Annotated in this window: 14 protein-coding genes and 1 other RNA gene; 9 read left to right on the top strand and 6 right to left on the bottom strand. The window is 39.2% G+C overall.

All coding sequences use genetic code 11. The features are described from left to right. An RNA gene (gene rnpB, locus L652_RS1000000124385) (RNase P RNA component class A) lies at positions 1 to 249 on the top strand; the annotation flags it as partial. A gap of 74 nt (positions 250 to 323) precedes the next feature. Here rnpB and L652_RS0115325 read toward each other — a convergent pair. Then, positions 324 to 1,403 (bottom strand): mechanosensitive ion channel family protein, encoded by a 1,080-nt coding sequence (locus tag L652_RS0115325; RefSeq protein ID WP_024595415.1) that lies wholly within the window; start codon positions 1,401 to 1,403, stop codon positions 324 to 326. A 127-nt stretch (positions 1,404 to 1,530) separates the two neighbouring features. Here L652_RS0115325 and L652_RS0115320 point away from each other — a divergent pair, with 127 nt between their 5' ends. Beyond that, entirely contained in the window at positions 1,531 to 2,484 is a 954-nt protein-coding gene (locus L652_RS0115320) for a YihY/virulence factor BrkB family protein (RefSeq protein ID WP_024595416.1), read from the top strand. A 3-nt stretch (positions 2,485 to 2,487) separates the two neighbouring features. On the opposite strand, the gene L652_RS0115315 is transcribed toward L652_RS0115320, so the two are convergent. Both L652_RS0115315 and L652_RS0115310 read right to left on the bottom strand, forming a co-directional pair. Continuing rightward, entirely contained in the window at positions 2,488 to 3,372 is an 885-nt protein-coding gene (locus L652_RS0115315; protein WP_024603535.1) for a LysR family transcriptional regulator, read from the bottom strand. 88 nt (positions 3,373 to 3,460) lie between these two features. After that, on the bottom strand, positions 3,461 to 6,565 hold the full coding sequence (locus L652_RS0115310; protein WP_024596386.1) for an EAL domain-containing protein: 3,105 nt from the start codon (positions 6,563 to 6,565) through the stop codon (positions 3,461 to 3,463). Positions 6,566 to 6,766: 201 nt separating this feature from the next. On the opposite strand from L652_RS0115310, the gene L652_RS0115305 reads away from it, so the two are divergent. Continuing rightward, positions 6,767 to 7,609: a pirin family protein gene (locus L652_RS0115305; protein WP_024596385.1), complete on the top strand. Its 843-nt coding sequence runs from the start codon at positions 6,767 to 6,769 to the stop codon at positions 7,607 to 7,609. Positions 7,610 to 7,630: 21 nt separating this feature from the next. Continuing rightward, on the top strand, positions 7,631 to 8,605 hold the full coding sequence (locus L652_RS0115300) for a glutathione S-transferase family protein (protein WP_024596384.1): 975 nt from the start codon (positions 7,631 to 7,633) through the stop codon (positions 8,603 to 8,605). A gap of 3 nt (positions 8,606 to 8,608) precedes the next feature. Here the strand turns inward: L652_RS0115300 and L652_RS0115295 are convergent, their stop codons facing one another. From L652_RS0115295 to L652_RS0115285, 3 genes are read right to left on the bottom strand one after another with little or no spacing between them, the layout of a single operon-like run. Further along, positions 8,609 to 8,851: a hypothetical protein gene (locus L652_RS0115295; RefSeq protein WP_024596383.1), complete on the bottom strand. Its 243-nt coding sequence runs from the start codon at positions 8,849 to 8,851 to the stop codon at positions 8,609 to 8,611. Between the two features lies 1 nt (position 8,852). Beyond that, complete coding sequence (locus tag L652_RS0115290) at positions 8,853 to 9,308, bottom strand: hypothetical protein (protein WP_024596382.1); 456 nt, start codon at positions 9,306 to 9,308, stop codon at positions 8,853 to 8,855. 6 nt (positions 9,309 to 9,314) lie between these two features. Next, positions 9,315 to 9,653, bottom strand: coding sequence for a hypothetical protein (locus L652_RS0115285; RefSeq protein WP_002957982.1), 339 nt, complete (start codon positions 9,651 to 9,653; stop codon positions 9,315 to 9,317). Between the two features lie 496 nt (positions 9,654 to 10,149). Here L652_RS0115285 and mraZ point away from each other — a divergent pair, with 496 nt between their 5' ends. The 5 genes from mraZ to L652_RS0115260 form a co-directional block, all read left to right on the top strand. Further along, positions 10,150 to 10,608 carry a division/cell wall cluster transcriptional repressor MraZ gene (gene mraZ, locus L652_RS0115280; protein WP_007582904.1) on the top strand — a complete coding sequence of 153 codons (459 nt, stop codon included), beginning with the start codon at positions 10,150 to 10,152 and terminating at the stop codon, positions 10,606 to 10,608. A 28-nt stretch (positions 10,609 to 10,636) separates the two neighbouring features. Further along, positions 10,637 to 11,575, top strand: coding sequence for a 16S rRNA (cytosine(1402)-N(4))-methyltransferase RsmH (rsmH, locus tag L652_RS0115275; protein ID WP_024596381.1), 939 nt, complete (start codon positions 10,637 to 10,639; stop codon positions 11,573 to 11,575). Further along, a complete protein-coding gene (gene ftsL / locus L652_RS0115270) occupies positions 11,572 to 11,898 on the top strand; it encodes a cell division protein FtsL (protein WP_002957986.1) in 327 nt (108 codons plus the stop codon). Before rsmH ends, ftsL begins: the two co-directional genes overlap by 4 nt. Beyond that, a complete protein-coding gene (locus L652_RS0115265) occupies positions 11,895 to 13,712 on the top strand; it encodes a peptidoglycan glycosyltransferase FtsI (RefSeq protein WP_002957987.1) in 1,818 nt (605 codons plus the stop codon). The genes ftsL and L652_RS0115265 overlap by 4 nt, the downstream gene beginning before the upstream one ends. After that, positions 13,705 to 14,648 (top strand): UDP-N-acetylmuramoyl-L-alanyl-D-glutamate--2,6-diaminopimelate ligase (locus L652_RS0115260; protein ID WP_024603534.1); only part of this gene is annotated, 944 nt, incomplete at its 3' end. The genes L652_RS0115265 and L652_RS0115260, both read left to right, overlap by 8 nt.

Genomic DNA, 14,648 nt, shown 5'->3' with positions numbered 1-14,648 from the left:
CCGCCAATCTCGATTGGTAAGGGTGAAAGGGTGCGGTAAGAGCGCACCGGGCCGCTAGTAATAGTCGGTTGCAAGGTAAACTCCACTCGGAGCAAGACCAAATAGGGTTCTATCATTTTAAATAATGAACGCGTGGCCCACGTGAGAACCGGGTAGGTTGCTTGAGCCATAGAGCGATTTATGGCCTAGACGAATGATTATCACTTTCTTCGGAAAGGACAAAACCCGGCTTACCGGCTGACTCACTCATTCAATAAAAAGCCCGCAGTTAACGCTGCGGGCTTTTCTGTGTCTAAATTTTAGTTAATACAATTTAAGCATCTTTAAATAATATTTTTACCTTGTTCTGGGTCTCTTGATTGCTCTGCTTGTTCACGTATTTCGTCGGTATCACTGCTTACATCATCAAGTGTTTTAGTTTGATCAACAGTTTCACTTTTTTCGCTTTGCACTTGCGATGGTTGTTCTTCCCCTAAACTAGAAACATTTTCACTAGGGTCGGTGAGTATAATTCTTTCTCGTGCGTCATCAGGCATGCTGATGTTTTGTTTTGTAAACTCATTAACTAATTCGCGCATAAGCTGGGAAGCTACTTTTAATGGGCTGTGTTGCTCGCTATTAACCCAAAAATACAAAACGAAGTTAATAGTAGATGAGCCTAAGTTTTTTATTAAAACTTGCGCAGGTGGGTCGCTAAGTACCGCATTTTGTTGATTGGCAATAGCTAGGGCGAGGGTTTGTGCGCTGCGTATATCGTTATCATAGCCAATACCAATTTCTACTTTTCCGCGCATTTTTGGATTGGCAGTCAGGTTTTTAATAGTATTTTTATATACCGTCGCATTAGGTATTTGAATATGATTGCCATCGTAATCAACAAGTGTGGTTGCTCTTGCGGTTACTTTTTTAACAATACCTAAACGATTGTCTACTTCAATTACATCGTCGATTTTAAAAGGCCTTTGTATGCTCAGTAATAAACTAGCGATAAAGTTCTCAGCTATGTCTCTAAAGGCAAAACCTAATATAAGTCCTATTAGTCCCGTGCCACTCATAATGGCGACAGCAAACTCGGTAAGCCCTGCTAAGCGCAGGAATAAGTACACGCCAAATAAAATAATTAAAGTGCTTATACTGCGCCTTACAACTAGATGAACTAGTTTACTGTCAGTCATGTAGTCAATAGGCTTTATAAGCAATCGAGAAAGTGGCCCTGAAATTAAATAGCTTAATGCTAAAAGTATTATACCGAGTAATAGTGTGGGTAATATTTGCGCTGTTGCATGAAGTAATTGCACAGCTTGTTCATGAAAAAACTGCCACGTAAACACATCGCCTTGAAAACTTTGCGTGCTGGGAGGCGTATTGTTTAAAGCTATAATGTTTGATTGGCTACTAGGCATGGCTTATCGTCCGTGTTTGGTTTTTATAATCGTTAATATTAGGTAACAGCAAGTTTAGTACCAAATACTTTATTTAACTTGGCAAACATTTTGCTGTAGTAATGTAATACAAATATTGAGGTTTAGAATGAAAGAAGCTAAACGAGGACAGCAAGCTGAGCAGCCTGGTCATATCCCTTTTATAGGTTGGTGGGATATTGTTAAGCGCATTTTTAAGCAAATGAGTGAAGATAACTTATCTATAGTGGCAGCGGGTGTGGCATTTTATGCGTTACTTGCTATTTTTCCGGCCATTGCGGCGATGGTATCTGTGTATGCATACTTTTCATCCCCTGCAGATATTAGTGATCATTTAAGTAAAATAGTTACTTTGCTCCCACCAAGTACCAGTGAACTAATCTTATCTCAGGTTTCTAGCCTTGCAAAAACATCAAGTGCCAGCTTGAGCTTAAGTGCAATTGGTACGCTTATACTTACCATTTGGAGTAGTTCTAAGGGCAGCCAAGCACTTATTACTGCGTGTAATATTAGTTATCGTGAATATGATAAACGTTCATTTTTTAAAGCTCAATTAGTACGCTTTTTATTTTCGGTAGGGGCGATTGTTGTCGCAATTTTTGCGTTATTAATTATTGGTATTTTACCTATTGTACTTAATTTAGTGGGGCTAAAAGAAAGTATAGATTTATTAATTAAACTCATCTCTTGGCCATTATTAGCTTTTACCTTTAATTTTGCATTGGTACTTTTATATCGTTATGCCCCACACCGTAAACCGGCCAAATGGCGTTGGATCACGATGGGTTCGTCTATTGCTACTGTACTTTGGATTTTGGCATCTATAGGTTTTTCTTTTTATGTGTCGCGTTTTTCTAGTTACAACGAAACTTACGGCTCACTAGGTGGTGTAGTGATCATGTTGATGTGGTTGTATATCAGCGCTTATATAATCACATTAGGTGCTGTTATTAATGCAGCTACTGAGCAGCAAACAGGTAAAGACAGTACTATAGGCCCAGCTAAAGAGCGTGGGCAGCGAGGCGCCTATGTGGCAGATCACCTCGATGTAAAAAACGAATAGCTATTAGCTAAAGTTAGTGAGAGCTATAAGCTGCTCTTTAAACTCTTGTGCTGCAGGACCAAGCCTGTCGTTGTCGTTGCACATTAAATATAAATTAAGGGTACGGGTTGTACCTTGGTCTAAATTAAGTGGGATGAGCGTTTTATCTTCAATTAAATGTGCTATTTGTGTTTTTGGCAGCCAAGCGTAACCCAAATTTTGATTAACCATATCAATAGAGTTGCGTAAATGGCTGACTGTCCAGCGCATATCAGCACCTAACCAGCCATCATTGTGACTGGTGTGGGTTGCTGAGTCGCGAACTACTATTTGCCGGTGTAGCTTTAAATCGCGAAAGTTGAGTTGTTCAGTTTGTTGGTGTAATACATGGTCTTTATGCGCAACGGCTATAAACTCTATATCGCATAACGTACTGCAACTAATTCCATAGATAGGAATTGATGAAATGGCTAAATCAACCACTGAGTTATGTAGTAATTCGTTTGCACCGGTTAGCACGCTTTCTACTAAATCAATCTTTAAAAGCGGGTAAAGTTCACTCGTTTTAGCAAGTGCCTGGTATAAAATGGTGTGTGGAAAAACTTCATCAACAGCTATTTTTAATGTGCTTTCTACGCCTTCGCTTAGTGTACTTGCTACCGATTCTATTTTAGTTGCTTCTTCAATTAAAAATTCAGCTCTGCGTAAAATTAGTTTACCGCTATCGGTTAAAAATGCTTTACGACCTTTTACTTCAAGCAACTTAATTTGCAAGGCGGCTTCAAGTTTTTGAACAGCATGGTGTACGGTTGACTGACTTTTATGTACAGCCGCACTTGCGCCTGCAAATCCGCCGTGATCCACAACCGCTTTAAACATTCGCCATTGCTCTAATGTTGCTTTTGCCATTTTTAAATCCTGTTACTACTTATATCTGATTGCTTAACTTGACCGCGCAGACGCATTATTTATTGCGTAACAGTAATTTTTTGTTTATTTATTTTAATAAAGCGACTTTTTTATCAGATAGAAGTGCCATAAAGCTGCTTTTATTTAAAGGTCTTGAAAATAAATAACCTTGTCCGTAATCACATCCGGCTTCAAGTAATAGCTGCATTTGTAATTTAGTTTCAATTCCTTCGGCGATTACTTTTAAGCCCAGTTGATGCGCCATAACAATTATTGCTTCACACAGTGCAAGTTCTTGACTGCCTACTTGGATATTATCAACAAAACGTTTATCTATTTTTAAATAATCGGTATCCATTTCTTGTAAGTAAGCGAGTGACGAATATCCTGTACCAAAATCATCAAGGGCAAGCTGCATACCTGATTTTACTATTTCTTTTAAGCGACGTTGCGTTAATGCTTCGGGGTTAATCATTAGGCCTTCAGTTATTTCTGCCACAATTGAGGATGCAGGTAATTTTGCAGCTTTTAGCATATCGTACCATTCATCTATACCACTCTCTGGCGTGGATAACTGCACTGGCGACACGTTTACACTTATTTGAAAAGTATCATCGGTTAGGGTTTTTATATCGTTAAGCGTTTGCAAGGTTTGAGCAAATACAAATTGGCCAATTGCATTTATTTGCCTGGTCTCTTCAGCAAGTGAAATAAATGCGACAGGGCTAATTAGGCCTTTTTCGGGATGTTGCCAACGAATAAGTGCTTCAGCTTTATGAATATGTAAATCATTCAAAGCAACAATGGGCTGATAAAACAATTCAAATTGTTCAAGTTCAATGGCACTTCGTAAGTCTTTTAATAGCACCATGCGCGCGTGTGCATATTCGCGCATGTCAGCAGAGAAAAACTCAAAACAGTTACGACCATTACTTTTTGCTTTATACATAGCCTGATCGGCTGCTTTTAAAAGCTGTTCAGTATTTTCACCATCATTAGGGGCGCATGCTATGCCCATGCTGGCGCTAATAAATAACTCTTCGTTTTCAAGATGCAAAGCCGACGATAGGCTAAGCAAAATATTACTGGCAATTTGATTAATATGACGCGTACTTTTTATACGATTAAACACAATAACAAACTCATCACCACCAATACGTGCCACAAACTCAGCATTTTTTGCCGACTGAACTATGCGTTGCGATACGAGTTTTAATAAGTTATCGCCATAGTGATGGCCTAATGTGTCATTAATATCTTTAAAGTGATCTATATCTAAAAGCATGACAACCAATTGATTGTCGGGAGTAACAATGCTTGAAAATCGTTGATTTAATCGCTCCTTTAACTCTAAACGATTTGGTAAGTCAGTTAGGTGATCATAGTGAGCTTGTCGCCAAATTGTTTCATCGGCTTGTTTTTTCTCAGTGAGGTCTGTAAATATCGCGATTCGACGAATAGGTGCGTTGTTTGTATCATAAACCGTATCGATTGTGAGCCACTCAGAGTAAAGCTGCCCGTTCTTTTTACGGTTAATAACCTCGCCTTGCCAGCGGCCTGTTTGCTGTAATTCAGACCACATTTTATTGTAAAAATTCTTATCATGTTTTCCTGATGAAAGAATTGAAGAGGAGCGCCCAATAACTTCTTCTTTACTATATAAAGTCGTTTTGCAAAACGCAGGGTTTACATCAAATATTATACCCGCTGGATCGGTGATTATCATGCCTTCACTACTGTTGTTATACACTAGCAAGGCAAGGTGGAGTGCTTCTTCATTTATTTTTCGTTGTGTTATATCCCTTAGCACAACAACGTATTCATTTTTACTTTGCATTGCACTAATACGTGCTTCAAAGCTACGTTTAGGATCTGATTTTTCGAGTGTAAATTCTAAATTACTCGAAACATCAAGCTTAGATAACTGCGATAACAAAAGCTGCACATTGTTGTGAGAAAGTATTGATGATAAATGAGGTGCTGCAGTGCTGTTTGGGTTTACTTGAGGCTTAAATTGCCCCGTTATGTTGAGAATATCGCCATGGATGTTAATTCTAACGTAACTGTCGGGTAGAGTATTAAGCAAGCTGGTAAGCTCATCGTGCTTGTTTTTTAAATTAGCCTCGGCTGTTAACCTGGTTTGCGCCATTGATTTAAAGCGCTGATAGAGAGTATTTAGCTCTGGATTATTTGGCTGTATTTTTTGTGACGGCATTTCGCCCTTAGCCAACACGTTTGTTGCATTTGTTAGATTATTAATTGGGTCGATAATGCTGGTTTTAAGCAGCTTACGTGCAATTAAACATAGCACTAGCAGTGATAAAATAAACACACCAATCGCTATAAAAAAATTATTATTTATTTGCTTTAAAGCATGTGTAATAGGAAGTGCAATATGTATATTTAAGCTGTTATTACTCGGATCTTTATAAATAATAGAGTGGTGAAGCATTCGATCTTCACCCTTAATAGATTTTATTTTTGTTGATGCCTCATTATCAATCGAAGAATCAGTTGCTAATAAAGTCTTTGCAATATTATCGCCAAGGGCTGCAGTTGTTGGTGGGTAACGCGCTAAAATTTTTCCATTAGAATCAGCGATTGCAGCAATAGAGCCAGGTGGCAGTTCAATATTATTAAAAGCATTGTTCCACCAGTCAAGCGCAACAACGATAACTACAACGCCCTGAATTACATTTTTTTTATTAATGATAGGTAACGCAAAGCTAAGGGTGTTTTTTTGCAAGTTTCTATCGTGCTGAAAATAACCTACTGACAATTGGTTACTTTTTAAGGCATTTTGAAAATACGCACGATCTGCAATACTTATTGTTTTGGTTAATCCGCTTGTTGTACACATAACAATGCCATTTGGATCTATAATCCCGATATTGGCAATATGGGCATAAATAGCTCTAAATTGATTAAAATAATTAGGGCATGACGTAGCTAGATTTTCTTTCTTACTTTCCTCTTTAGCCAAATAACGCGCTAAACGGTCAATATCATCGACTAAGTGCTTTTGCTGTAAAATTAATTGCTTAGCAATGTTTTCTACTTTTTTTTCACTTTGCTCAATAGAGTGGTGGCGTTCAAGCAGCAGAGTAAAAATAATTACAGCGGTGCCCGGAATACTTAGCAATATAAGCAAACGATAAAGCTGATGTTTGAGAGAATAAGTAAAAATAACCATTCCTTAGTTTCGTATTTTGCAATAACAATTGTAGCCAAATTCACTCCAAATAACCATAGTAATTATAAGGTTGAAAATGTAACCAATGAATCAATGTCGTTCTATTTTATAGAACCTTAAGCTCGATTTAAAGACATAGTTATTTTGTTTAATGAATGATTTAATAGCCTCATAAACTTATTCTTTAGAGTGAATTAAAAAATGAAAATATCAAAAATACTTACAGCTTATGCAACTCAAGATGGCGATGGCGTGAGCATTAGCCGTATACCTGGGTTTGATGGTAAATATTTAGATCCGTTTTTGATGATTGATGAACTTAAGTCAGACGACAAAAAAGATTATATGGGAGGCTTTCCAGAGCATCCGCACCGAGGAATTGAAACGTTTACTTATATTCTAAAAGGTGGCTTTGAACATCGTGACCAAATGGGTAACAAAGAAGCAATTAAAGCAGGCGATGTGCAATGGATGAGCACAGGGCGCGGCGTCATGCACAGTGAAATGCCACTCGCTGATGCTATAGATGGTCTGCATGGCTTTCAAATTTGGATAAACATGCCAAGCGCAGAAAAAATGCGTGATTCACGTTATCAAGATACGACTAAAAACCCAGCTCCTAGTTTTACAAATACGCAAGGCGTGACGTTAAAAGCACTTGCGGGATCGTGGCAGTTAGAAAGTGAAACGCTTGCAAGCGAGCTGCAAAGTTTAGCTGCTAATGCGGCGCTCGCTGATATTACATTACCTGCTGGTAAAAGCACTTATTTAGAGCCTCTTAGCCAACAAAAAGTAATGCTTTATATTCATAGCGGCTCACTAATAATGAGCGACAATCAAGCAATACCAGCGGGTAAGTTACTTATTTTAGAACCAGGCAGTGATATTAATATTAGCTCTGAGCACGGCGCTGGTGTTTTGGTTTTAGCAGGCGATCCACTTAATCAACCTATTGCTCATATGGGGCCGTTTGTAATGACGACGCAAGCAGAAGTACAGCAAGCAGTGCGTGATTATCAAAACGGTGAGTTTGGCAAAATATAACGGTATTTTTAGGAGAGTTTTATGGGATTATTAGTTAACGGCCAATGGCAAGATAAATGGTACGACACAGATTCAAGTAACGGTAAGTTTGAACGCGAAACGGCGCAGTTACGTCACTGGGTAACTGTTGATGGTAGCGCTGGAATAACGGGCGAGGCCGGATTTAAAGCACAAGCGAACAGGTATCATTTATATGTGTCACTTGCGTGTCCTTGGGCGCATCGAACGCTTATATTTAGAGCGTTAAAAGGGTTGCAAGATTTAATTACGGTGTCGGTTGTTAGCCCTGATATGCTTGATAGTGGTTGGGCTTTTGATACGCAAAACCACAGTACTGGTGATGCTTTATTTAATAGTAACTACTTACATCAAGTGTATATAAAAAATAATCCTAAGTATTCCGGGCGAGTTACCGTACCCGTATTGTGGGATAAAAAGCTAAATAAAATTGTCAGTAATGAGTCTGCCGATATTATACGTATGTTCAATAGTGCATTTAATGAATTAACAGGTAATAACGATGATTACTACCCAGAGGCACTACGACCAAAAATTGATGAATTAAATGCGTTGATTTATCCAAATATAAATAATGGTGTTTATCGTACGGGATTCGCAACAACTCAAGATGCATACGAAGAGGCGTTTAACGATTTATTCAAAGCACTCGATAAAGTAGAAGGGATACTGAGCAAGCAGCGTTATTTAACAGGTAATAGGCTCACCGAGGCAGATTGGCGACTATTCACTACACTCATTCGGTTTGATAGTGTGTACGTTGGCCATTTTAAATGTAATTTACGCACAATTGAAAGCTATCCTGCATTAAGTGGATACCTTAGGGAGCTATATCAAGTTAAAGGAGTGGCTGAAACAGTTGATTTTTATCATATTAAGCGTCATTACTATTTTAGTCACACAATGATCAACCCAACACAAGTTGTGCCAAGTGGTCCAAGTATTGATTACTTATCTGATCACGGTAGAAATGTTTAGCGCTTAAGCTATTAAGTTCACTAGCCAGCCGTATTTTCTTACGAAGCTGGTTTCGCTTTTACCCGCTTGTACTGCTGCACCTGCGATAAAGGCACTTGAAAGCCCAACTTTGGTTACGGCAAAACGCTTTAGTCTATATTGGAACGCTGCATGATGTTGGCGTTTCAATTCACTGCGCGTATCCATTTGTTTACTTAGAGCATCAACGTTTTCATTAGGTGCTTTAATTAAGTAGTTAACTAACATACTAATTTCCTTGTAGGTTAAATAGCTGCTTTAAACTTTTAAGCGTTTTACTAAAGCCAATTTTATTGCTTAAGTAAACTGTATTTTTCCAAAGCCATATTAAACAAGCAACTTGTAGCAAAGTAGCTGTTGCAATACTTAGCCATACCGACCCAAAAACATCGTATACACCGTATCCAACAGCACCTAGAAATCCTGCCCACAACAAAACCAAACCACTGGCAAAGCATCCTAAAAATATAGTGATCAATGCAAGCGATCTAAGCGATAACCGCCATTCGGCTTTAGCAAGCTGGTGGGTGATCTTTCCTTGAGTTTGGTAATCATCCTTGAGCTGCTTAGAATACTCTAAAAGCATTGCAACATGATCTTGCCAATCGTCCTTTTGGCTATGTTGCTCAGTAGTTTGGTCTTGCGCATTACCATCCTTGGTTGCTGTTGTTTGTGGGTTATTCATCACTAATTACTTACGACGAAGTAGTGATGTGATTAGCATACCCGCAGCAAAAGCAATACCCGCCGTTGCTAATGGATTTTCAGAAGCAAAAGCACGAGTTTTTGCAGTACATTCGCTTAGTTTTTCACGTGCGATAAGTTGTTTTTCGCTCAATGCATCTGCTGAGCTAGAAGCTCCTTTACGCACACTGCTTTCAGCTGTTGCAGCTTTGCTAGAAAGTGCATCTACAGCATCGTGCGCCGCTGATGTTGCTTTCTCTGTAAGAGGAGACTCAGTATTTGTTAGTTTAACGTCAGGCTTAACATCTGAAGTTGTATTTGGTTTCGTATTCGTTGCAGTAGCCATAATCAATCCTTAATAAGTTAAAAATTTAAATAGTGATTTAGGTGATGCAATGATTAAACCAAACTTGTTATTTATTTTAACTGACTGAATTTGATAGGTTTTGTTTGTGGTTTTTAATTTTTGATAATTAGTATTTTAAAATAAACAGTAACTATTACTACACGGCTAGGTAAATTTTACAAAGAGGATAAAAACGCCTTAAAAATTGTAAATATTCATTGGTTATTCAGTAAGCAAAGCATGTAAACAGAAAGTTATAAAAGCAAAGCTGATATTTTTCTTTACCTCAATCCCACTTTTTCCCACGTAATTCAAACGCTTCGCTTGAGCCCTTATTTTTTCTAGCTTTGGGACTCACTAAAGCTGGTCAGCTTACTTGACAAAATGGCTTGTCAAGCCCTAAACTGGAGCACTGTGGTAAAAAGTGGTTTTTAGTGGATCTCATTGGATAAAATAAACAAGAAATTGAATAAAACAATTTCAAAGTAGGTTTTTTATGTTTCGTGGCGCGAGTTCACTGAGTTTGGATGATAAGGGGCGTTTTGCGGTACCGACAAAGTACCGAGAATCTCTGTTGTCTGAAGATCAGGGGACAGTTATTTGTACCGTCGCATTAAATGAACCGTGTTTATGGTTATATCCATTGGCTGAGTGGCTCGAAATAGAAAGCCGTTTAGCGAAAATATCTAATATGAATCCACGAGCTCGACGAATGCAACGTATGTTGCTAGGTAACGCTACAGAGTATCAACTTGATAAAAATGGTCGAATTTTGCTTGCGCCGTCATTACGTGCCCATGCATCTCTTGGCAAAAAAATCATGCTGGTTGGTTTGATGAATAAGTTTGAAATTTGGGACGAGGCGCGTTGGCACGAGCAAATGCAGCAAGATACTGAGCTTGAAAGGCTTGGTGATTTTGAACCTAACCAAGATTTAGATAATTTTACACTCTAACGGCACAAAAAAAGGCACACAATAGCTAATGACAGCGCAATTTGAACACGTATCCGTATTAATGGATGAGACCATCGATGCTCTTGCAATTAAGTCAGACGGTATATACATGGATGGTACATTTGGACGTGGTGGCCACTCTGGGCAAATTTTAGCACGCCTTGGTGATGAAGGTCGCCTGCAAGCAATTGACCAAGATCCACAAGCAATACAATCAGCTGAAAAATTTGCTGATGACCCACGTTTTGCAATTGCACACACTCGCTTTTCAAACTTATACGAAGTAGCACAGCAAAACGATCTAATTGGTAAAGTCGATGGCATTTTATTAGACATTGGTGTTTCGTCACCACAACTAGATGACGCTGAGCGTGGCTTTAGTTTTATGAAAGACGGCCCACTCGATATGCGTATGGACCCTACAACAGGTCGCAGTGCAGCACAGTGGTTAGCAGAGGCTGAGTTGGATGATATTACCCACGTAATTAAAAAATTGGGCGAAGAAAAGTTTGGTAAACGCATTGCACACAAAGTACTTGAAGTTCGTGAGCACACGCCAATCACAACTACCAAGCAGCTTGCTGACCTTGTTGATGAAGCTGTACCGGTAAAAGATAAGTTTAAACACCCAGCTACCCGTACTTTTCAGGCTATTCGTATTTACATTAATAGTGAGCTTGAAGAAATTCAAACTGCGCTTCAGTCTGCAGTTAAAGTGCTAAAGCCAGGCGGACGTTTAGTGGTGATTTCGTTTCATTCTTTAGAAGACCGTATTGTAAAACAGTTTATTAGAAAACAGAGTAAGGGAGAAGCATTACCCAGAGGTCTGCCTTTAACTGATGCACAAATAAATAAAAATCTGACGTTAAAAGCAGTGGGTAAAGCTATTAAGCCAAGTGCTGCAGAAGTAGAGCGTAATCCACGTTCTCGTAGTTCTGTACTTAGGATTGCACAGAGGTTGGGATGAGTAAAAAAGCGAGCTATCGGCAACCTAATTTATTCTTTGAAATATTAAAAGGCCTAGGAGCTAATAAGCTAACCTCGGCCTTGTTGGTTGTGATATTCGCTTCTAGTTTAGCTGTTGTGCAAACAACCCACTTAGCTCGTGGCCAACTTATACAGCAAGATCAATTGTTACAAGAACGCGATGAGCTCGATTTAGAGTGGCGCTACTTACTTGTTGAAGAAGAATTTTATTCGCAACATGCACGCATTGAAGAAGTAGCTACATCACAATTGAAAATGAAAAGACCTACGAGTCAAGATGAGCAGGTAATAATAGTACAATGAGAAATAGAGGCAAAAAACCAGTCACTAATTTAATCACATGGCGCTTTATGCTGGTGTGTGCAGTTGTGTTTATGGTGTTTGTAACACTCGTATCTCGCGCTGCTTATTTACAAGTAATAGAACCTGATAAAGCACGTTCAGAAAGTGACAAACGCACCGTGCGCGTTGAAAAACTACATGTGCAACGCGGGATGATTTTTGACCGTAATGGTAAAGAATTAGCGGTAAGTGTGCCTGTTGTAAGTGTATATGCTGATCCTAAAGCATTGCACAAATCGCTTGTCTCTAAAGTAATTAAACAAGCACGTAAAAGCGGCGAAGATCATTTATCTTTAGCTGAAAATACCGCTGAGCTTGATAAGCGTACTGCACTATATTATAAAAACGATTTACGCTGGCGTGAGCTTGCAGATGTATTGCGTATTGATCCTAAGAAGATTAACTCTCGACTATTAAACGATCCCTCGCGTCGCTTTGTTTATTTAAAGCGCCAAGTTACTCCTGCTGTAGCAAATTATATTGGCGATTTACGCCTACCAGGTATTCATTTACTAGATGAATCTAAACGCTATTACCCCGCCGGTGAGGTTACCGCGCATGTTATTGGTTTTACTAATATAGACGGTAAAGGCATTGAAGGCATTGAAAAGCTATACGAAAACGCTTTAACGGGCGAGGAAGGCCGCCGCACTATACGTAAAGACGCACAAGGGCGTGAAGTAGAAGTACTTGACGAGCGCGAGCGTGTAGAACCAGAAAGTATAGAATTAAGTATTGACCAGCGAATTCAAGCTATTGCCTACAAAGCTGTAAAATCAGCTGTACTGACTTACAAAGCCACATCGGGCTCAGCTATGGTAGTTGATGTTAAAACCGGTGAAGTGCTGGCAATGGTAAATAGTCCTTCATTTAATCCAAATAATTTAAGCGATGCTGCCCCTCATAAGCGTCGTAATCGCGCAATTACAGATTTGTTTGAACCAGGTTCAACTGTTAAGCCTCTAGCCATTTTGGCTGGGCTAGACTACGGCGCCATTCAGGCAGATGACACGATTGATACCTATCCAGGTTGGATGCGTTTAGGTGGTAGTTTAGTTAGAGATACTCGTAATCACGGCGAACTAACACTGCGCGAAATACTAAAGTACTCCTCAAATATGGGGGTTGCGAAGGTTACTCAGTTAGTGCCTAAAGATTACCTTGTTGGCTTATATCAAAAAGTAGGCTTTGGCAGTGACACGGGTACTGGAATGGTAGGTGAAAGCAGCGGTTTGTTTTATCCAAATCGTCGTTGGTCTGACTTTGAAATTGCAACTTTATCATTTGGTTATGCAATTTCGGTAAGTACTGCGCAAATGGCGCGCTTTTATACCATGTTAGGCGCTGGTGGAGTTAATCGACCACTGACTATTTTAAAGCAAGATAATATACCTGAAGGCGAACGTATTTTTAAACAAAAAGACGTAGAAGCCGTAGTCCACATGATGGAAAGTGTATTTGAAAAAGACGGTACTGCTCGCAACATAAAAGTTGATGGGTATCGTGCTGCAGGTAAAACAGGTACATCTAAAAAAGCTGTAGCGGGTGGTTATGGTGATGAATATGTAGGTTACTTTGCAGGTGTAGCACCGGCAAGTAATCCTCGTTTAGCCGTGGTAGTTATGATTAATGAACCAGGTGGTGATGTGTACTATGGAGGTGCCACCGCTGGCCCTGCATTTGCAGAAATCATCTCTAACGCATTAAGAATATTAAACGTAGCGCCTGACAAGGAAGAGGTTGCGTACGTACAAGGTAAAGATAACGATGCGTGATTTAAAGGATATTTTAAAATACATCGAAATAGATGCGCCCTCGCAACTGGTAAAGCATTTACGCCTTGATAGCCGTGAAGTAACGCCAGGTGATGTATTTGTTGCTATTAAAGGCCATACACTTGATGGCGGACAATTTATTGCTAAAGCAATTGAAAATGGCGCAATAGCTATCATTGCTGACAGATTATGTGAATTTGAAAGCAATTTTGAGCCACTGTATTTAGTCTCAGAGCTTGATAAAAAGCTTCCAGAATTAGCTAGTCGCTTTTATAGCCAACCAAGTCAGACTCTTGATTTAATTGGTGTGACAGGTACAAATGGTAAATCGACCACCACAGCAATGATTGCCCACTTAGCACAATTTTGTAGTACTGAGTCGGCTATTATAGGTACTTTAGGTTATGGCCATCCTGATAACTTAATTCCACTGATAAACACAACGCCTTCAACAGTTGATTTACAGCATATTTTGAGCGATTTAAATTCGCAGCATAAAAAGCTGGTAGCCATGGAAGTATCATCTCATGGGTTAGTGCAACAACGCGTTGCTAAATGTCAGTTTAAAGCGGCTGTGTTTACTAATCTTTCGCGCGATCACTTAGATTACCATTGTGACATGGCAAGTTACGGTGATGCGAAATTAATGCTTTTCCGTGATTTTGAACCGCAAGTTGTAGTGCTCAATCAAGATGACTTTCTAGCTGAGCAATGGCTTGAAAAGTATGATTTTAATAACCTAATTTGTTATGGCCGCAAAAACTTAGCTCCTAAGAATGCCCGATACGTTTATTTTTCTAATGTTGAATATTCAAGTGAAGGTATTTCGGCTCAGTTGTCGACAAGTTGGGGTAATATTTCAATTAAATCGCCTCTGTTTGGCGAATTCAACTTATATAACTTAACGGCAGCGCTCGCTACATTACTAGGGCTAGG

It is taken from the genome of Pseudoalteromonas sp. TB25, assembly GCF_000497995.1.
GTDB classification, from domain to species: Bacteria; Pseudomonadota; Gammaproteobacteria; order Enterobacterales; family Alteromonadaceae; genus Pseudoalteromonas; species Pseudoalteromonas distincta.
Note: the sequence above shows the minus strand (reverse complement) of the source record. Positions and strands in the feature narration are given on the sequence as shown.

Bases quoted from the DNA above. Each gene is read 5' to 3' on its own strand.
- L652_RS0115325 (WP_024595415.1), bottom strand. From the start codon at position 1,403: ATGCCTAGTAGCCAATCAAACATTATAGCTTTAAACAATACGCCTCCC.
- L652_RS0115320 (WP_024595416.1), top strand. From the start codon at position 1,531: ATGAAAGAAGCTAAACGAGGACAGCAAGCTGAGCAGCCTGGTCATATC.
- L652_RS0115315 (WP_024603535.1), bottom strand. From the start codon at position 3,372: ATGGCAAAAGCAACATTAGAGCAATGGCGAATGTTTAAAGCGGTTGTG.
- L652_RS0115310 (WP_024596386.1), bottom strand. From the start codon at position 6,565: ATGGTTATTTTTACTTATTCTCTCAAACATCAGCTTTATCGTTTGCTT.
- L652_RS0115305 (WP_024596385.1), top strand. From the start codon at position 6,767: ATGAAAATATCAAAAATACTTACAGCTTATGCAACTCAAGATGGCGAT.
- L652_RS0115300 (WP_024596384.1), top strand. From the start codon at position 7,631: ATGGGATTATTAGTTAACGGCCAATGGCAAGATAAATGGTACGACACA.
- L652_RS0115295 (WP_024596383.1), bottom strand. From the start codon at position 8,851: ATGTTAGTTAACTACTTAATTAAAGCACCTAATGAAAACGTTGATGCT.
- L652_RS0115290 (WP_024596382.1), bottom strand. From the start codon at position 9,308: ATGAATAACCCACAAACAACAGCAACCAAGGATGGTAATGCGCAAGAC.
- L652_RS0115285 (WP_002957982.1), bottom strand. From the start codon at position 9,653: ATGGCTACTGCAACGAATACGAAACCAAATACAACTTCAGATGTTAAG.
- mraZ (WP_007582904.1), top strand. From the start codon at position 10,150: ATGTTTCGTGGCGCGAGTTCACTGAGTTTGGATGATAAGGGGCGTTTT.
- rsmH (WP_024596381.1), top strand. From the start codon at position 10,637: ATGACAGCGCAATTTGAACACGTATCCGTATTAATGGATGAGACCATC.
- ftsL (WP_002957986.1), top strand. From the start codon at position 11,572: ATGAGTAAAAAAGCGAGCTATCGGCAACCTAATTTATTCTTTGAAATA.
- L652_RS0115265 (WP_002957987.1), top strand. From the start codon at position 11,895: ATGAGAAATAGAGGCAAAAAACCAGTCACTAATTTAATCACATGGCGC.